At 60.1% G+C, this 18217-nt stretch carries 18 protein-coding genes; 10 read left to right on the top strand and 8 right to left on the bottom strand.

Features of this window, described 5'->3' with window-relative positions; genetic code table 11:
• Positions 1-10 precede the first annotated feature (10 nt).
• Positions 11-898 (top strand): 3-hydroxyisobutyrate dehydrogenase, encoded by an 888-nt coding sequence (mmsB, locus tag ACVWYU_RS12750; protein WP_457372833.1) that lies wholly within the window; start codon positions 11-13, stop codon positions 896-898.
• Positions 899-1120: 222 nt separating this feature from the next.
• Here the strand turns inward: mmsB and ACVWYU_RS12745 are convergent, their stop codons facing one another.
• Complete coding sequence (locus ACVWYU_RS12745) at positions 1121-1465, bottom strand: cupin domain-containing protein (RefSeq protein ID WP_007900627.1); 345 nt, start codon at positions 1463-1465, stop codon at positions 1121-1123.
• Between the two features lie 286 nt (positions 1466-1751).
• Here ACVWYU_RS12745 and kynB point away from each other — a divergent pair, with 286 nt between their 5' ends.
• Positions 1752-2396, top strand: a complete 645-nt coding sequence (gene kynB, locus ACVWYU_RS12740) for an arylformamidase (protein WP_457372832.1) — start codon at positions 1752-1754, stop codon at positions 2394-2396.
• 46 nt (positions 2397-2442) lie between these two features.
• On the opposite strand, the gene ACVWYU_RS12735 is transcribed toward kynB, so the two are convergent.
• The 4 genes from ACVWYU_RS12735 to antA are packed head-to-tail and all read right to left on the bottom strand — an operon-like array spanning position 2443 to position 6813.
• Complete coding sequence (locus ACVWYU_RS12735; protein ID WP_457372831.1) at positions 2443-3846, bottom strand: amino acid permease; 1404 nt, start codon at positions 3844-3846, stop codon at positions 2443-2445.
• Positions 3847-3889: 43 nt separating this feature from the next.
• The gene (gene antC / locus ACVWYU_RS12730) at positions 3890-4912 is read right to left on the bottom strand and encodes an anthranilate 1,2-dioxygenase electron transfer component AntC (RefSeq protein WP_457372830.1); all 1023 of its coding nucleotides are present in this window, start codon (positions 4910-4912) and stop codon (positions 3890-3892) included.
• Positions 4913-4930: 18 nt separating this feature from the next.
• Positions 4931-5422: an anthranilate 1,2-dioxygenase small subunit gene (gene antB / locus ACVWYU_RS12725; protein ID WP_090315743.1), complete on the bottom strand. Its 492-nt coding sequence runs from the start codon at positions 5420-5422 to the stop codon at positions 4931-4933.
• The gene (antA, locus tag ACVWYU_RS12720; protein ID WP_090315748.1) at positions 5422-6813 is read right to left on the bottom strand and encodes an anthranilate 1,2-dioxygenase large subunit; all 1392 of its coding nucleotides are present in this window, start codon (positions 6811-6813) and stop codon (positions 5422-5424) included. The genes antB and antA overlap by 1 nt, the downstream gene beginning before the upstream one ends.
• A gap of 408 nt (positions 6814-7221) precedes the next feature.
• Here antA and ACVWYU_RS12715 point away from each other — a divergent pair, with 408 nt between their 5' ends.
• On the top strand, positions 7222-8235 hold the full coding sequence (locus tag ACVWYU_RS12715) for an AraC-like ligand-binding domain-containing protein (protein ID WP_457372829.1): 1014 nt from the start codon (positions 7222-7224) through the stop codon (positions 8233-8235).
• Positions 8236-8251: 16 nt separating this feature from the next.
• Here the strand turns inward: ACVWYU_RS12715 and ACVWYU_RS12710 are convergent, their stop codons facing one another.
• A complete protein-coding gene (locus tag ACVWYU_RS12710; RefSeq protein WP_090315751.1) occupies positions 8252-8725 on the bottom strand; it encodes an Lrp/AsnC family transcriptional regulator in 474 nt (157 codons plus the stop codon).
• 175 nt (positions 8726-8900) lie between these two features.
• On the opposite strand from ACVWYU_RS12710, the gene kynU reads away from it, so the two are divergent.
• The 3 genes from kynU to ACVWYU_RS12695 all read left to right on the top strand — a co-directional run bounded on the left by kynU (position 8901) and on the right by ACVWYU_RS12695 (position 13092).
• The gene (kynU, locus tag ACVWYU_RS12705) at positions 8901-10151 is read left to right on the top strand and encodes a kynureninase (protein ID WP_457372828.1); all 1251 of its coding nucleotides are present in this window, start codon (positions 8901-8903) and stop codon (positions 10149-10151) included.
• 104 nt (positions 10152-10255) lie between these two features.
• Positions 10256-11566, top strand: a complete 1311-nt coding sequence (locus tag ACVWYU_RS12700; RefSeq protein WP_457372827.1) for an OprD family porin — start codon at positions 10256-10258, stop codon at positions 11564-11566.
• Between the two features lie 86 nt (positions 11567-11652).
• Positions 11653-13092, top strand: a complete 1440-nt coding sequence (locus ACVWYU_RS12695; RefSeq protein ID WP_390958582.1) for an amino acid permease — start codon at positions 11653-11655, stop codon at positions 13090-13092.
• On the opposite strand, the gene ACVWYU_RS12690 is transcribed toward ACVWYU_RS12695, so the two are convergent.
• Positions 13033-13917, bottom strand: coding sequence for a LysR substrate-binding domain-containing protein (locus tag ACVWYU_RS12690; RefSeq protein ID WP_457372826.1), 885 nt, complete (start codon positions 13915-13917; stop codon positions 13033-13035). The genes ACVWYU_RS12695 and ACVWYU_RS12690 overlap by 60 nt on opposite strands.
• A 287-nt stretch (positions 13918-14204) precedes the next feature.
• On the opposite strand from ACVWYU_RS12690, the gene ACVWYU_RS12685 reads away from it, so the two are divergent.
• Entirely contained in the window at positions 14205-14969 is a 765-nt protein-coding gene (locus tag ACVWYU_RS12685; RefSeq protein WP_457372825.1) for a sulfite exporter TauE/SafE family protein, read from the top strand.
• Here the strand turns inward: ACVWYU_RS12685 and ACVWYU_RS12680 are convergent.
• A complete protein-coding gene (locus ACVWYU_RS12680; protein WP_457372824.1) occupies positions 14959-15273 on the bottom strand; it encodes a putative quinol monooxygenase in 315 nt (104 codons plus the stop codon). The two genes, ACVWYU_RS12685 and ACVWYU_RS12680, sit on opposite strands and share 11 nt — an antisense overlap.
• Positions 15274-15435: 162 nt before the next feature.
• On the opposite strand from ACVWYU_RS12680, the gene ACVWYU_RS12675 reads away from it, so the two are divergent.
• The 3 genes from ACVWYU_RS12675 (at position 15436) to ACVWYU_RS12665 (ending at position 18157) form a co-directional block, all read left to right on the top strand.
• Entirely contained in the window at positions 15436-16026 is a 591-nt protein-coding gene (locus ACVWYU_RS12675; protein WP_248914282.1) for an NAD(P)H-dependent oxidoreductase, read from the top strand.
• Between the two features lie 222 nt (positions 16027-16248).
• Positions 16249-17184: a LysR family transcriptional regulator gene (locus ACVWYU_RS12670; RefSeq protein ID WP_247257639.1), complete on the top strand. Its 936-nt coding sequence runs from the start codon at positions 16249-16251 to the stop codon at positions 17182-17184.
• Between the two features lie 79 nt (positions 17185-17263).
• A complete protein-coding gene (locus ACVWYU_RS12665) occupies positions 17264-18157 on the top strand; it encodes an NAD-dependent epimerase/dehydratase family protein (RefSeq protein WP_457372823.1) in 894 nt (297 codons plus the stop codon).
• Positions 18158-18217 lie beyond the last annotated feature (60 nt).

The following is an 18217-nucleotide window of genomic DNA, read 5'->3' as shown; positions in this document are numbered from 1 at the left end:
GGAGCCGGACATGAAAATTGCTTTTATCGGTCTGGGCAACATGGGCGCGCCGATGGCGCGCAACCTGATCAAGGCCGGCCATGCCCTGCGCCTGGTCGACCTGAACAAAGCCGTGCTGGCGGAACTTGAACAGTTGGGCGGCAGCATCAGCGCCTCGGCCCGGGAAGCGGCGGACGGTGCAGAGCTGGTGATCACCATGCTGCCGGCGGCCGTGCATGTGCGCAGCGTCTGGCTGGGAGAAGACGGCGTTCTGGCCGGGATCGGCCAAGGTGTACCGGCGGTGGATTGCAGCACCATCGATCCGCAAACCGCGCGTGACGTGGCTGCCGCTGCCGCCAAACAGGGCGTGGCCATGGCCGATGCCCCGGTGTCCGGCGGTACGGGTGGGGCCGCCGCCGGGACGCTGACGTTCATGGTCGGCGCCACCCCGGAACTGTTCGCCACCCTGCAACCGGTACTCGCACAGATGGGCCGCAACATCGTCCATTGCGGTGAGGTCGGTACCGGGCAAATCGCTAAAATCTGCAACAACCTGCTGCTGGGGATTTCCATGGTCGGCGTCAGCGAGGCCATGGCCCTGGGCGATGCCCTGGGGATCGACACCAAGGTGCTGGCGGCCATCATCAACAGCTCCACCGGGCGTTGCTGGAGTTCGGAGATGTACAACCCATGGCCGGGCATCGTCGAAACGGCGCCTGCGTCACGGGGCTATACCGGCGGTTTCGGTGCCGAACTGATGCTCAAGGACCTGGGGCTGGCCACCGAAGCGGCACGTCAGTCACATCAACCGGTGGTGCTCGGCGCGGTGGCCCAGCAGCTGTATCAGGCGATGAGTTTGCGTGGGGAAGGCGGGAACGACTTCTCGGCGATCATCAACAGCTATCGCAAACCGCTGTAGGCGTTTTTAGCGAGCAGGCTTTTGTGGCGAGGGAGCTCGCTCCCGCTGGTTCGCGAAGCGGACCCAAAACTGGCGAATGCGGTGGTTCAGTTTTAACACTTTGGCTGATTTACGACTGCTACGCAGTCGAGCGGGAGCAAGCTCCCTCGCCACAGGGATGCGCATTTTCTCTCAATACATTTACCGGGAGATCACGTCGGGTGATCCCCCGGTTTTTTTGTATCAGGCAAACACGAAATACTTGCGTACGGTTTCCACCACTTCCCACGTGCCTTTCATGCCTGGCTCGATGACGAAAATGTCACCGGCGCGCAGGTGGATCGGCGCCATGCCTTCCGGTGTGATGATGCAGTAGCCTTCCTGGAAGTGGCAGTACTCCCACTTCACGTATTCCACGTACCACTTGCCCGGCGTGCAGATCCAGGTGCCCATGATCTTGCTGCCGTCTTCGCTGGTGTAGGCGTTGAGGTTGACGGTATGCGGATCGCCTTCGAGCTTTTCCCATTTGCAGGCGTCGAGCACCGGCAGCGGGTGAGTGTCGCGAAGAACTGTAATCGGTGCGGTCATGATGACTCCGAGCGTTAGGGAGAACTGAAGTCGCACCCTATAGGGCTTGGTTGTGCGCCAGTTGTCTGTGCTCGACATCGAGGTATCCAGAAACGCAGCGGCCAGCGTCCATTCGCGCACATCCCGATGGACGAAGGCAGCTGTTTTTGCGTTGAAATTTCCTGTCGGGAAACCATCGATTCCCGGCATTTTTTGCGAAAGCACCCGGCATTGCCGCAGGTTTTCGCAAGAACCTGCACAACCATCGCTCGTATCATTGACCTCGGAAAAGGCCGAGAGCGTGGCAATGAAAAAAACAATGTCGTGGTGGGATATCAGCCCGCCCTTGAGCACTGCAACACCGACCTGGCCGGGTGATACGCCGTTTCAGGAAGAGCGCGTCTGGAGCCTGGGGCCGGAGTGCCCGGTGAATGTCGGGCGCATCACCCTGTCGCCGCACACGGGCGCCCATGTCGATGCACCGTTGCACTACAGCGCGGACGGTGTGGCCATTGGCGATGTGTCGCTCGACGTCTACATCGGACCGTGCCGCGTGTTGCACTGCCTGGACAGCGGCCGCCTGGTGCAGCCCGGGCAATTGCAGGGTCGTTTGCACAACCTGCCCGAACGCGTCCTGCTGCGCACCTATCGCCAGGCGCCACTGACCACCTGGGACCCGGACTTTACCGCCGTCGGCAAAGACACCGTCGACCTGCTGGCCAGTCTCGGCGTGCGCCTGATCGGTATCGACACCCCATCGCTGGACCCGCAGCAATCCAAGACCATGGATTCGCACAACGCAGTGGCGCGCCACGGCATGGCCATTCTTGAGGGCATCGTGCTCGATGACGTCCCGGAAGGGGATTACGAGTTGATCGCGCTGCCGTTGCGCTTTGCCAACCTGGACGCCAGCCCGGTGAGGGCGATTTTGCGTCCGCTGACCCGCGAATAAAAAACGCCCCGGCATTCATGGAATACCGGGGCGTTTTTGTGTGCGGTTATTCAGCCACTGGCAAGTTCCGATGCCTGGCCATGCGTATCCGGTAGCAACCGTAGATGAACAACACCCAGACCGGCATGGCGTAAACCGACGCGCGTACTGGCGGAATCATCCAGATGACGCAGATGATCACAGCCATGAACAGCAGGCACAGGTAATTGGTGTAGGGCGACCAGAATGCCTTGAAGCCTGGCACGATGCCGCGTTGGCCCATGGCCTTGCGAAACTTCAGGTGCGTGAGACTGATCAGCGCCCAGTTGATCATCAGCGAAGCGACCACCAGTGCGAACAGCAATTCGAGCGCTTCATGCGGGGCGACATAGTTGACCAGCACCGCCAGCATGGTGATCAGGGCTGATACGCCCAGCGCCCGTACCGGAACGCCCTGCTTGTTCAATTTCATCAGCGACTTCGGTGCATCGCCCTGTTCGGCCAGGCCGTAGAGCATGCGGCTGTTGCAGTACACGCCGCTGTTATAGACCGAGAGCGCCGCGGTGAGCACCACAAAGTTGAGGATCTGCGCGGCGGTGTTGCTGCCGATCAGCGAGAAAATCTGCACGAACGGGCTGCCGCTGTAGGCATCGCCCGACGCGCCCAGCGCTTGCAGCAGTTGGTCCCACGGATACAGCGAGAGCAATACGGTGAGGGCGCCGACGTAGAAGATCAGCACGCGGTAAACCACCTGGTTGATCGCCTTGGGAATGACCTTTCGCGGCTCGCTGGCTTCAGCGGCGGTGATGCCGACCAGCTCCAGGCCGCCGAAAGAGAACATGATGAACGCCATCGCCATCAGCAAACCGCTGTAGCCGTTGGGGAAGAAACCGCCATGGCTCCACAGGTTGCTCACCGCTGCCTGCGGGCCGCCCGTGCCGCTGAACAGCATGTAGCAACCCAGGGCAATCATGCCGATGATGGCCACGACCTTGATGATCGCGAACCAGAACTCCATTTCGCCGAAGATTTTCACGTTGAGCGTGTTGATCAGGTTGACCAGCACAAAGAACACCGCCGCGCTGACCCAGGTCGGCACCTCCGGCCACCAGAACTGGATGTATTTACCCACGGCCGTCAGTTCGGCCATGCCCACCAACACATACAGCACCCAATAGTTCCAGCCGGACAGGAAGCCGGCAAAACTGCCCCAGTAGTTGTGGGCAAAATGACTGAAGGAGCCGGCCACCGGCTCCTCGACAATCATTTCGCCCAGTTGGCGCATGATCAGGAAGGCGATGAAGCCGGCTATCGCATAGCCGAGGATCATCGATGGCCCGGCGGACTTGAGCACGCCGGCCGAGCCCAGGAACAGCCCGGTACCGATGGCTCCACCCAACGCGATCAGTTGAATGTGTCGATTTTTCAACCCTCGCTTGAGCGTCCCCTGTTGCAAGATTTCATCCGCCATCGCGTTCCCTTCTGGTCATTGTTGTCAGGCATGATTTGAAGGGTCAGATATTACTCTCAGTGAACTTCTCGTAATACAGGTGAACGTTGTCCAGGGCCTGCTCCTGCAGCCAGGTCTTGATCGATTCGACCATCGGTGGTGGCCCGCAGACGTACATGTCGGCCTCGCCATCGCGCAGTTCACTGGCATTGAAGTGCTCGGCGATGTAGCCGCGTTTTCCGCTCCATTGCGGTGACGGGTCGCTGACCACTTCGGTGTAGCGAAAGCCTGGAATGCGTTCGGCATAGGCATCGATGCGTGCCCGTTCGCACAGATCGGCCGCGTCGCGCACGCCGTAGTACAGGTGCACCGGTTGTTCGCAGCCGTGCTCGGCCAATTCGTCGAGCATCCCCAGCAGTGCCGAGAGTCCGGTGCCGCCCGCGACCAGGATCAACGGTTTGGCGACGTGGCGAAGGTAGAAAGCGCCCAGTGGAGCTTCCAGGGCGATTTCGTCGCCCACCTGGCAGCGTTCGCGAATGTAGTTGCTCATGACGCCGTCGGGCAGCAGGCGGATCAGGAATTGCAACTGATTGCGGCTGCTTGGGCGGTTGGCGAACGAGTAGGAGCGCAGGCTTTCCGTGCCCGGAATCCTCAGTCGCGCGTATTGCCCCGGCAGGTAATCCAGAGCCTGGGCTGCGGTGCCGAGGTCCAGGTGCAGGATCGCCGTGCTGGCCGAAATCTGCCGCACATCCGTGACCGTACCCTTGAGACGGTCAGGGCCGCTGGCGTTGCACAGGCTGGAGGCGAAGTCGAAATAGAACGCCGCATCGGACTTCACCCGGGTCTGGCAGGTGAGCATTTTGCGTTGCTGCAGGTCCTGACTGGAGAGCGCCTCCTCGTCCACATAATCCTGGCTGTAATCGCCCGATTCGCAGCGGCCCTGACAGGTTCCGCAGACGCCTTCGCGGCAATCGAGGGGAATGTTGATGCCGTTGCGCAGGGCGGCGTCGAGCAGGATTTCGTTGGCCTGCACGGGAAAGAACAGCGTTTTGCCGTCGGCAAAGCTGAACGCTACTTTGTGATTCATGCCTCGGTCTCCCGGGATTCAGAGGTGGTAGAAGTCGAGTACCGAGTTGATGGTGTCGTTGAGCAACAACACATGCTTGCGGCTGATCAGCCAGCTGTCGGCGTGGGGCTTGAGCCGGTAGGTCGCGCGGCCGTAGAACTGCTCCGACGTGGCCAGGCGATAGAACAGCGTGTGCCAGTTCAGGCGCACTTCCAGCTCACCGTTTTCGAGTTCGTCGATCCGCACGTTGTTGATCAGGTGCAAGGTGCGCGGCATCGGTGTCGAGGACGCAGACTTGCCCGTGCGCAGGCGGAACACGCGGTCCTCCAGGCCTGAACGGTTGGGGTAGTAGATCAGCGACATTTCGCGTTTGGGGTCGCGGGTGTAGACGTGTTCCGAATCCCATTGCGGCAGGTGGAATTCGCTCTGCTCGTCGAACAGCTTGATATAGGCGTCCCAATCCTGGGCATCGCACAGTTCGGATTTGCGATAGAAGAACTGTTCGATCTGGTACTGCAATTGCGCATTCATCATTGCACCTCACGGAGTTTCAGGGATTTCGCATCCAGGCCATCGAGCAGGAATTTCTGCCAGTTGCTGTGCTGGTTGACGTAAAGGCCTTCGTGGGTGAATTCGGTGCCGGTCATGGCCGGGGCGATGCCGATCGCCTCGCTGTTGGGCGTGGCGCCGGTAGCCCATCGGTGGCTGCCACGGGAAATGTCGCTCCAACGCTCCAGGCGTGCCTGGAAGCCGCGCTGGGCTTCGCGGAATTCCACCAGGTCATCCGGCGTGCCGAGGCCCGAGACGTTGAAGAAGTCCTCGAACTGGCGAATGCGGTTTTCACGGTCGGCGTCAGACTCGTTTTTCACCCCCAGGCACTGGCTGATGATCTCGGTTTTGTTCCACGCCACCGGGCGGATGATGCGCAGCTGCGAGCTGATCTGGTCGAGGAAAAACAGGCTGGGGTAGATGTTCAGGTTGCGCAGGCGATGCATCATCCATTCGGCCTTTTGCTGGCCGTGTTCTTCGATCAGGCGCGGCATGATCGTCGCGTAACCCGAGCGTACGGTCGGGTTCGGCATGTCGCTGAACAACAGGCTGTGACCGTTGTTGAACGCGAACCAGCCATCATCGGTGTTGGCATCGCCGGCCCCGAGTTTGCTGTAGTCGAGGGTACTGCCAGCGGCGGTGCCGTTCTCGCTGTTGACCTGCTGGCGATGCTGCACGGTGGCCACGTAGTTGTAGTGGACGGTGCTGACGTGATAACCGTCGAGGCCGTTTTCGTTCTGCAGTTTCCAGTTGCCGTCGTAGGTGTAGGCCGACTTGCCGGGCAGTACTTCCAGCTCACCGGTGGGCGACTGGGCGACCATCATGTCGAAGAACACCCTGGCGTCGCCGAGGAAGTCTTCCAGGCTGTTGTCCGCATGCACGTCCAGGCTGATGAAGACGAAACCCTTGTAGCTCTGGATGCGGGCTTTTTTCAGGCCGCGGGTGGCCTTGTCGAAACCTTCCGGGTACTCGCCAGGCGCCTTGACCTTCACCAGGCGGCCGTCGCTTTTGTAGCACCAGGCGTGGAAAGGGCAAGTGAAGGTCGACTGGTTACCCTTGCCGACCCGGGTCAAGGTGGTGCCGCGATGCTGGCAGGCGTTGATCAGCGCGTTGAGTTGACCGTCGCCGTCGCGGGTAATGATCATCGGCTGACGGCCGGCGCGCATGGTGACGAAGTCGTGATTGTTGGCCAGCTCGCTTTCGTGGCAGGCGTAGATCCAGTTCTTCTCGAAGATCAGTTCCATCTCCAGATCGAACAACTGCGGTTCGGTGAAAATGTCCCGGGCAATGCGGAACACGCCTTCTGCCGGACGGAAATCCAGGCAGCCCTGGATAAACGCTTTCCACTGCTCGACGTTCTTTTCGCCACTCATGGGTGTGTACCTGTTTTTGTTGGGGCTAATCGGTGTGCTCATTAGAGGGAGTGGGGCGGGCAGGGGTCTATCCGGTTTGTGGGCGAAGGCAGTCCATAAAATTGGTGGCGGACGACACAGGTTCTGGCCCGTTCGGGTAACACCCGTGTAACGCGTTGGGCAGGGACGACTCAAACCGCGCACCAGGCGATGAACGGCTGCACCCGTTTGCAGCAATGAGTTACTGTTTTGTCGGACGTCGAGTGCCGTTTGATAGCGTTTCCCTGCTCCTGACTCACGCCGTTATCCACTTAGTCAGGGATTGCTATCCATTCAGTTGGCCCTGGCGTTTTATGGCTTGGAACTTGCCTTTTTCCAGCCGGAGACGCGCCGTCAGAGCGCGCTAAAAGAAGCCTGCGAGTGACCGTGATGAACAGCAAAACTGATCCGCAGTGTCGCGATATTCGTGTCGACAGCGATGACCTTGAGGCCGCGAGAAGCTGGATGTCCGGCATCTGCGGGCCCCACAGACTCGTGACTGCGACACCCGAGCGGATCCGCTTTCACCACAGCGCCAACATGTTCAAATCGATGGCCACCACCCTGGGTACCATCGAATACGGCACCGATGTCACCATCGATATCGAAGACCCCGAGCACTTCAGCAGTTACAGCCTGAGCTTGCCGTTGGTGGGCGAGCAGGAGTTGAGCAAGAACGGCAGTGTGCTCAAGTCCGATCGTGATCAAGGCGTGATCATTTCTCCAAATGAAAACCAGTTGCTGGCGATCTCCGGCGATTGCCGCAAGGTTCAGGTGGTGATCACCCGCGTCGCCATGAGCGAGTCCCTGGAGGGCTTGCTGCAACGGCCGCTGGATGAACCGCTGCGCTTCGAACCGGTGATGGATGCGGTCGACGGCGCATCGGCCTCCTGGTGGCGCATGGCGCGTTATTTCATCGCCGAACTGGAACGCAGCAGCGAGCTCTATGAGCAAGTGGCCTTCACCCGGGACATCGAAAGCTCGTTGATCAAAGGCTTGATCCTCGCCCAGCCGAACAACTATTCAGAAGAGCTTCGGGCAGTGCTGGGCGTGAAGTTGCCGCACTATCTGGTCCGGGCCCGGCAGTACATTCACGCCAACGCCCGGGAAGCGCTGCACCTTGAGGACATCGAAGCGGCGGCCGGGGTGTCGCGCTTCAAGTTGTTCGAGGCGTTCAAGAAGTACTTTGCCCTGTCGCCGATGGTCTACCTGAAAAAATACCGCCTGAACGCCGTGCGCCAGGAGATTCTCGAGCACGGTTCGGCGCGCAATATTTCCGAAATCGCCATGGGCTGGGGCTTCACCCATCTCGGGCGTTTTTCCGCCGAGTACCGCAAGCTGTTCGACGAATCCCCGAGCATGACCCTGCAGCGCAACGAAGCCCGCCGCCTGCGCGGCTTCTGAGGTCAGGCTTTGCCCCTTACTTGCGCACCACCAAATCCAGCAGATCGTCGCGCTCCTTGATTTTCTGCAGGACGATTTCCGAGCGGATGTCGGTGACCCCCGCCGTGCGGTTCAGGTGGTTGACGATGAAATCGGAGAAGTGTTTGAGGTTGCGCGCCTGGACTCGCAGCACATAGTTGCTCGCCCCGGTAATCACATAAGCCGTGACCACTTCCGGCCACAGCTGAACCTTCTTGATGAAGGTCTCGTGCCAGTCCTCGACATCCTGCCGCAATGACACATGGACGATGGCTTCCAGCTCGATGCCCAACCGTTCGGCATTCAGCACGGCGCGATAGCCGGTGATGATTCCTTCGCTCTCCAGCAGGCGCAATCGGCGCAGACAGGCCGACGGCGACAGGGCGACTTTCTCTGCCAGTTCCTGGTTGCTGATACGGCCATCGAGCTGCAATTGATGGAGGATTCGCAGGTCTGTCGAGTCAAGATTCATGGTTCGTATAAATCCGCGATTATGGGTGATGGATTCGAATTTTATGCGAAATAACTACGCTTTCTGCGCTCACTTTGCACGAAAATTCTCCAAAGCTTCGTTCATTATCTCTCCACGGAAAAGGGGCCGACAACGCCTGAAATAACGCTACGACCTTCCAAGAACAGGACACCCGATGACAACAAGAAACGATTGCCTGGCGCGTGATGCCCAGGACACTCTCGCGCCGCTACGCCAGCAGTTTGCCCTGCCGGAGGGCGTGATTTATCTCGATGGCAATTCGCTGGGCGCTCGACCGGTCGCCGCATTGGCGCGTGCTCAGGAGGTGGTCGCCCAAGAGTGGGGCAATGGCCTGATCCGCAGTTGGAACAGTGCCGGCTGGCGTGAGCTGTCCGAGCGTCTGGGCAATCGATTGGCCGGCCTGATTGGCGCCCGTGACGGCGAAGTGGTGGTGACCGACACCACGTCGATCAACCTGTTCAAGGTACTCAGCGCCGCCCTACGCGTGCAGGCTGCATGGTCGCCGGCGCGCCGAGTGATCGTCACCGAATCCAGCAACTTTCCCACCGACCTGTACATCGCCGAAGGTCTGGCCGACATGCTGCAGCAAGGCTACACGCTGCGTCTGGTCGATAGCCCGGAAGAATTGCCGCAGGCGATTGACCAGGACACCGCCGTGGTGATGCTCACCCACGTCAACTACAAGACCGGCTACATGCACGACATGCAGGCTCTGACCGCGCTGACCCACGAATGTGGCGCGCTGGCCATCTGGGACCTGGCGCATTCCGCCGGTGCGGTGCCGGTCGATCTGCATCAGGCGCAAGCCGACTATGCAATTGGCTGCACCTACAAATACCTCAACGGCGGTCCCGGTTCGCAGGCGTTTGTCTGGGTCCATCCGCAGTTGTGTGACCTGGTGGGGCAGCCGCTGTCAGGCTGGTTCGGGCATTCGCGGCAGTTTGCCATGGAGTCCCATTACGAGCCGAGCAGCGGCATCGCGCGTTACTTGTGCGGCACTCAACCGATCACCTCATTGGCGATGGTCGAATGCGGTCTGGATATTTTCGCCCAGACCGACATGGCCACCCTGCGCCGCAAATCCCTGGCGCTGACGGACCTGTTCATCGAGCTGGTCGAGCAGCGCTGCGCCGCCCATGAGCTGACGCTGGTCACCCCGCGTGAACATGCCAGGCGCGGCAGCCATGTCAGTTTCGAGCACCCCGAAGGTTATGCGGTGATCCAGGCCCTGATCGAGCGGGGCGTGATCGGTGACTACCGCGAACCGCGGATCATGCGGTTCGGCTTCACCCCGCTGTACACAACCTTCACCGAAGTCTGGGATGCAGTGCAGATTCTCGGTGAAATCCTGGACCGCAAAACCTGGTCGCAAGCGCAATTCCAGGTCCGCCACAGCGTGACCTGATACACCCCGGATGCCCTTGTCTTGCTGCCGCTTTTTCCCGGCAGCAGGCCTTCGGTCGCCTCAATAAAAGTTCTGTGCAAACACAATAATAAGGAGCACGCAGAATGAAACTGTCCCTCTGGCCCGCCTTGTCGCTCGCCGTCAGCAGTTGTCTGAGTCAATGGGCTTGCGCTGCCGACAATGGATTTGTCGAAGACAGCAGCCTGACCCTGACCAACCGTAACTTCTATTTCTACCGCAACAACCTCAACAATCCCGGTGGCCAGAATTATCGGGACGAATGGGCCCACGGGATCCTGCTCGATTATCGCTCCGGTTTTACCCAAGGCGTTGTCGGGTTCGGGGTCGATGCCCATGCGCAATTGGGTCTCAAGCTCGACAGCGGCAAGGGACGGACCGGCACCGGTTTGCTGCCGGTCGACTCCGATGGCCGACCCGAGGATGAGTACTCCGAAGCGGGCGGTGCGTTGAAGGCGCGGATCTCCCGCACCGAACTCAAGTACGGCAACCTGGCACCGTTCAACCCGGTGTTCGGCACGGGCAACGCGCGACTGTTTACGCCATTGGCCAACGGCTTTCAGCTGACCAGCAACGAACTGAAAGCACTGCAACTCGACCTCGGGCACTTCACCTCCGGCAACGACGGCAATTCGACGAATAACGATGGCGCCCTCAAGGCCCTGTATGCCGGCGTGGAAACCCGCAGCGTCGACTACCTGGGCGGCAGCTACGCCCTGAGCGATCAACTGAGCGTCAGCCTCTATGGTTCGCGGTTCACCGACATCTGGCGCCAGTACTACGCCAATACCAACTACACCTTTGCGCTGAGCGAAGGCCAGTCGTTGAACCTGGATTTCAATATTTACCGCACCCACGACGATGGCCAGAGCCTGGCCGGCAAGATCGACAACACCACCTGGTCGTTGGCCACCGCCTACAAATTCGGTGCCCATCGCTTGACCCTGGCGTACCAACGCGTCGATGGCGACGAGCCGTTCGACTACCTGGGGTTCGATCAGCAACCCGGTACTTCGATCTTCCTGGCCAACTCGGTGCAGGTGCTGGACTTCAACGCACCCAACGAACGCTCCTGGCAACTGCGCTACGACCTGGACATGGCCGCGTTTGGCGTACCGGGCCTGAGCTTCATGTCGCGGTACGTCAGCGGTGACCATATCGACGACAGCCATTACGACGGCGGTCCCAACGGCGCCTATGGGCGTTACGGCGATGACGGCAAGCGCTGGGAACGCGACATCGAAGCGCGATATGTCGTGCAGTCGGGCAAGGCCAGGGACCTGTCGGTGCGGGTGCGCCAGGCCAGCGTGCGTTCGACCGCACAAGTGGCGCGGGCCGACACCACGGACAACAACGAAATCCGCGTCATCATCGAGTATCCACTGAGTATTTTCTGATCCGTGTCCTGCTGTGCGTGGCTGATCCCCACCCGTAAAACCCACGACGTGCTCTTCAAGAAAGACAATATTCAGAGGACATAAAAATGACCGATAACGCCGGTTTTGAAACGATATCCAACCGTGAACACGGCCTGCGGCGGCAACTGACGTCGGGGCAAATGAGCATGATCGCCATTGGTGGTGCGATCGGCACCGGGTTGTTCATGGGCAGTGCCTACGCCATCGGCTATGCCGGACCGAGCGTGCTGCTCAGCTACGCCATCGGCGCGATCATCACCTTGCTGTTGATGGGCTGCCTGGCGGAAATGACCGTGGCCCATTCGACCTCGGGATCCTTCGGCGCCTACGCCGAATTCTATGTCAGCCCGTTGGCCGGTTTCCTGGTGCGCTATGCCTACTGGGCGGCGATTGTGCTGGCGGTCGGTACGGAAGTGACGGCGGTGGCGATGTACATGAAGTACTGGTTTGCCAACGTGCCGGAGTGGATATGGATCGTCTCGTTTTCCAGCATGCTGATCGTGCTCAACGCCATCAGCGTGAAGACATTCGGCACCTTTGAGTACTGGTTCTCGACCATCAAGATCGGTGCAATTGTCGGCTTCATCATCCTGGCGGTGTATGTGGTGTTCGGTTCCGGCAACCCGCAATACGGCGTGCACAACTACACCGCCCATGGCGGCTTCTTCCCCAATGGCCTGCAAGGCATGTGGGTTGCGGTGATCGTGTCGATCTTCAGCTACCTGAGCGTGGAAATGATCGCGGTGGCGGCCGGTGAAGCGCAGGACCCCGAACGCGCCGTGAAGAAAGCCTTTCGCGCGACTATCGTACGGCTGGTGGTGTTTTACCTGCTGACCCTGGCCCTGATGTTGGCCATCGTGCCGTGGGTTCAGGCCGGTCATGCCCAAAGCCCGTTCGTCACGGTCATGCAAACCATCGGCATTCCCGGCGCGACCGGGGTGATGAATTTCGTGATCCTGATAGCGGCGTTGTCGGCCATGAACAGTCAGCTCTACATCACCACGCGCATGATGTTCAGCCTCTCTCGTGGCGGCTATGCACCCAAGTCCATGGGCGTGTTGAGCAAGAGTGGAATCCCGTTGAACGCCTTGTTGCTGTCGAGTTCGGGCATTGCACTGGCAACCCTGCTCAACGTGTTGTACCCGGAAAGCTCGTTCACCCTGATGATGGCGATCTCCATGTTCGGCGCCATCTTCACCTGGTTCATGATCTTCCTGACGCACTACTGTTTCCGTCGCTACCACGAGCGCAATGGCGAGCGAAAACTGTCGTTCCGCATGCGCCTGTTTCCGTACAGCACCTTGTTGGGGTTGTTGTTGATGGGGGCGGTGATGATCACCACTTACTTCACCGACGCGTTCAAGATGACGTTGGTGTTCGGTGTGCCGTTCCTGGTGATTCTGTCGATCGTCTATGGCCTGTTTTTCAGGAAGGCCAAGTCGATCTCACTTAGCGCGCAAAGCCTCAAGCAAGGTTCTGGCATAACCGGGCAGGCCAGTGAATGAGCGGGCGCACAGCAGTAGTTTTCGTTGTGCCCAGTCTTCCTTCAGGGCGAAGCTTTTGATCGATTGACTCACTGCCTGGCGCTGGATTGCCGCCAGCGGCACGATCGCCAGCCCGGCGCCGCGCGAGACCATGCGTATCACCCCGTCGAAGCCTTCCGCACGGATGCGGATTTGCAGGCGGATACCTGCGTGCAATGCCTGTTCTTCAAGGTACACGGCCAGTGCACTGTTGCTGGCCAGGCCCACAAAGTCGTGTCGCAACGTATCGTTGAAGCTCGGTGTTGCACCGTCGGCCAGCGGATGCCCGAGTGGCATGATCAGCGCCAGCGGATCGTCGCAAAAGGGCAGGGTTTCGAGGCCGTGAGTGTCCACCGCATCGGAGATCACGCCAAGGTCGGCGGCACCCTGGCGCAAGGCATGGGTGATGCGGGCACTGGGCAGTTCCTGCAGGTCGATATCGAGGTTGGGATGCTCGCGCAGAAAGTCCGCCAGCAGCTCGGGCAGGTATTCAGTGATCGCGGTGGTGTTGCACAACAGCCGCACCTGACCTTTGACGCCGTTGGCGTATTCGGCCAGGTCCTGCTGCATGCGTTCGGCGTGCTGCAGCAAGCGTCGGGCGTGCTGAGCCAGGGCCTTTCCCGCAGGCGTGGGGGTAACGCCACGCCGTCCGCGCTCGAGAAAATCGATGCCGATCGATGCTTCCATGGCACGGATTCGTGCGCTCGCTGCCGCCAGCGACAGGTGACTGCGCGCGGCACCGGCGGTGATGTTGCCGCTGTCGAGGATGTTCAGGTACAGGCGCAGGTCGGTCAGGTCGAAGTGCATTGGTGGCCTTTGGAGATCAGTTGTCTGGAAGGGCCCCATCGCGGGCAAGCCCGCTCCCACAAGGGATGGGTGTCGTTCGCAGGCCCCCTGTAGGAGCGAGCCTGCTCGCGATGGACTCAAGAGCGCCGCGTTTAGCCAGTAAACACGCGTTATCGTTAACGACCATCGCGAGCAGGCAAGCTCCTACAGGGGACGTTGCGCCTCATTCCTCAGCCTCTTGTCAGGAGAGAGGCAGCCTCAGTATATGGCAGATTTTCAAGCGACCACGGCGGGCTCACCATGGCCCCATGAATACACTCGCCCCGTTTTACCAAAATCTTGGTTATTCCCTGTCATTGCTGGTCATGGCGACTTTCCTGCTGGCCGGCATGATCAAGGGCGTGATCGGCCTGGGTCTGCCAACCATCGCCATGGGTTTGCTCGGTCTGGCTATGGCACCGCCGCAGGCTGCTGCGTTATTGATCATTCCTGCAACGCTGACCAACGTCTGGCAACTGGCGTTCGGCGGGCATTTGCGCGGTTTGATCAAACGACTCTGGCCGATGCTGCTGGCGATTTTCGTCGGCACGGAGGCGGGGACGCTGTGGATCGGGATGGCCGGTGGACGCTGGGTGGTGCGGGGATTGGGGGCAGCGCTGTTGCTCTATGCCTTGAGCGGCTTGTTTCTGCCGACCCTGCGCATCGGTGCGCGCAATGAGCGCTGGCTCGGTCCGTCGTGCGGTGTACTGACGGGTGTGATCACCTCGGCCACGGGCGTCTTTGTGATTCCGGCGGTGCCCTACCTGCAAGCGCTGGATTTGAAAAAGGATGAGCTGGTGCAGGCGCTGGGCCTGTCATTCACCGTCTCGACCCTCGCCCTGGCCGCCGGGCTGTTTTGGCGCGGCGCCTTGGGCGGTGAAGAGTTGGGTGCGTCATTGCTGGCGCTGATCCCGGCGGTGTCGGGCATGCTGCTGGGGCAATGGTTGCGCCAGCGGATCAGCGCGGTGTTGTTCAAGCGCGTTTTTTTCATTGGCCTCGGCGTGCTCGGCGGCCACTTGTTGATCAGCGGTTAGCAGACTTGGGGCTGATCATCTCGATGTCGCGGATCTCAAAGTCTCGTTCCAGGTATTCAAAGCGCTGATCCAGAAACTGCTTCATGTGCGGCAGGTTCGAATGCACGTCGAGATGCGCCTGGGACTGCCAGATTTCGTAGAAGATAAACAGGGTCGGGTCCTGCTTGTCGCGCAGCATGTGGTACTCGATGCAGCCGGGCTCGGCGCGACTGGCTTCGACATAGCCACTGAAAAACGCTTCGAAGGCGTCGGATTTTTCCGGACGGGTCTTGGCGTGCAGGATGAACCCTTGCAGTTCACTCATTGGAAAGTCTCCTCAAGTTAGATGGGGAGCAGTCTAAGACAACAATCGACTGTTGATTCGTGCTTGTGGGTCAAATGAGTTTTGCGAGGGAGGCGCTTATTCCGCGCGAGGTGGATCGTTACTCTGCCGCCATCCAATTTTTTGACCTTTCCGAGACCCTCCATGAAAAAAGTCCTGTTGCTCAATGGCGGCAAAAAATTCGCCCACTCCGATGGCCGCTACAACACCACCCTCCACGAAACCGCATTGAGCGTGCTGGACCGTGGCGGCGTGGATATCAAAACCACGTTCATTGACGAGGGCTACGACATCGCGGAAGAAGTCACCAAATTCCTCTGGGCCGACGTGATCATTTACCAGATGCCCGGTTGGTGGATGGGCGCGCCGTGGACCGTGAAGAAGTACATCGATGAAGTGTTCACCGAAGGCCATGGCAGCCTCTACGCCAGCGACGGTCGCACCCGTTCCGATGCGTCGCAGAAGTACGGCAGCGGCGGCCTGATCCAGGGCAAACAGTACATGCTGTCCCTGACCTGGAACGCACCGCAGCAAGCGTTTGATGACCCAAGCGACTTCTTCGAAGCCAAAGGTGTGGATGCGGTGTACTTTCCGTTCCACAAGGCCAATGAATTCCTCGGCATGACCGGGTTGCCGACCTTTCTCTGTGTTGACGTGATGAAGCGCCCGAACATCGAAGCCGATGTGGCGCGATACGAGCAGCATTTGATTGAGGTGTTTGGCCTGAAGGCTTGACGCTCCGCTACTATCGATAGCAGGAGCGGGCACTGACCTGTGGCGAGGGAGCTTGCTCCCGCTCGGCGGCGAAGCCGTCGTAAGATCCGCCAGCGAGATCAACCTGCATCACCGCGTCTGCAGGGTTTTGGCCTGCTTCGCGCACCAGCGGGAGCAAGTTCCCTCGCCACAAAGGGTTGCCCACACAGCAGACCTGTGCAGGACTATCGATAAGGAACACACGTGAAAGCCAGATCCGATGAGTTGCAGATTTTCGTCTGCGTGATTGAATGCGGGTCGATTTCTGCGGCGGCCGAGCAGGTGGGGCAGACGCCATCGGCGGTCAGCCGCACGCTGTCGCGGCTGGAGGCCAAGCTCGATACCACCTTGATCAACCGCACGACGCGGCGCATGGACCTGACCGAGGAGGGCAAGTACTTCTTCGAGCAGGCCAAGCTGATTCTCGATCAGATGGACGAACTCGAAGAGCGCCTCTCCTCGCGCCAGCAAACCCCGTCCGGGCGTTTGCGCATCAACGCCGCATCACCGTTCATGCTGCACGCGATCGTGCCCTACATCGATGAGTTCCGCCGGCTCTATCCGGAGATCCAGCTGGAGCTCAACAGCAACGATCTGATCATCGACCTGCTCGAACAGAGCACCGACATCGCCATCCGCATCGGCATCCTGGCCGACTCGACCCTGCATGCCCGTTCCCTGGGGTGCAGTCCGCTGCACATCGTCGCCAGCCCGGCTTACCTGGAAAAGCACGGCACGCCAAAGGCCGTGGCCGATCTGTCCAGCCACACGCTACTCGGATTCACCCAGAACGAAGGCCTCAACCAATGGCCGCTGCGCTACGTGCACGGTGACCGCTGGCCGATCCAGGCATCGCTCAGTGCCTCCAGCGGCGAAACCATCCGCCACCTGGCGCTGGAAGGCCAGGGCATCGCCTGCCTGTCGCATTTCATGACCATCGAGGACATCCGCGCCGGACGCTTGAAAGTCTTGCTGGCCGAGTTCAACAGTGGTTACCGCCAGCCAATCAACGCGGTGTATTACCGAAATACGCAACTGGCCCTGCGAATTCAATGCTTCCTGGATTTCATCCAGGGCAAATTGGCGCTGTACGCCACTGATGATTTCAACGACGGATTCGTGACTTCTGCGCAAAAGTGATTTGGGTCGGCAGGGATTTTTAGTCAGGGATCGCTGCTTGATACTCGTTGCATCACTTATCAACGCAGGGAGCTCCTCCATGAATGTCTTCGTCACCGGCGCCGCCGGCTTCATCGGCGGCTCGATCGCCACGGGCCTGATCCGGGCCGGCCACCAGGTCAGCGGTCTGGTGCGCAGCGCCCAACAAGCGGAAGAACTGACAGCGCTGGGAATCACCCCGGTCATCGGCACTCTTGACGACAGCGCACTATTGGCCGACCAGGCCCGCGCCGCCGACGCGGTGATCAACGCCGCCAGCAGCGACCATCGCGGTGCAGTACAAGCCCTGCTCGATGCCCTGCGCGGTTCCAACAAGGTGTTCCTGCACACCAGCGGTTCGAGCATCGTCGGTGATGCGTCGGGCGGTCAGTCCGGTGATGTCATCTACTTCGAAGACAACCTGCCGGAACCGACCGTCGACAAGGCTGCACGGGTGGCCATCGACAACCTGATCCTGGCGGCAGCCAGGGACGGCGTGAATTCGGCGGTCATCTGCAACACCCTGATCTACGGCCACAGCCTGGGCGTCCATCGCGACAGCGTGCAGTTGCCGCGTTTGCTGAAACAGGCGCGTAAAAGCGGCGTGGTGCGCCACGTCGGGACCGGCCAGAACATCTGGTCCAACGTGCACATCGAAGACGTGGTGGCCCTGTACCTGCTGGCGCTCACCAAAAACGTTCCCGGCACCTTCTACTTTGTCGAAAGCGGCGAAGCGTCGTTCATCGACATGACCACGGCGATGGCCGAGGCGCTGAACCTGGGCAAGCCGCAAGACTGGCCGCTCAAAGACGCCGAAGCCGAGTGGGGCTATGAGATGGCCAACTATGGCCTGGGCTCCAACAGCCGGGTTCGCGGCAAGCAGGCGCGGGAATTGCTGGGCTGGGCACCGAAGCGCACGTCGGTGGTTGAATGGATTCTTAACGAGATGGTGTGAAGTCTTTATTAGATCGCGTCATCGTTCATCGCGAGCAGGCTCGCTCCCACATTAGACCGC

This window comes from Pseudomonas sp. TE12234, from assembly GCF_054061835.1.
Note: the sequence above shows the minus strand (reverse complement) of the source record. Positions and strands in the feature narration are given on the sequence as shown.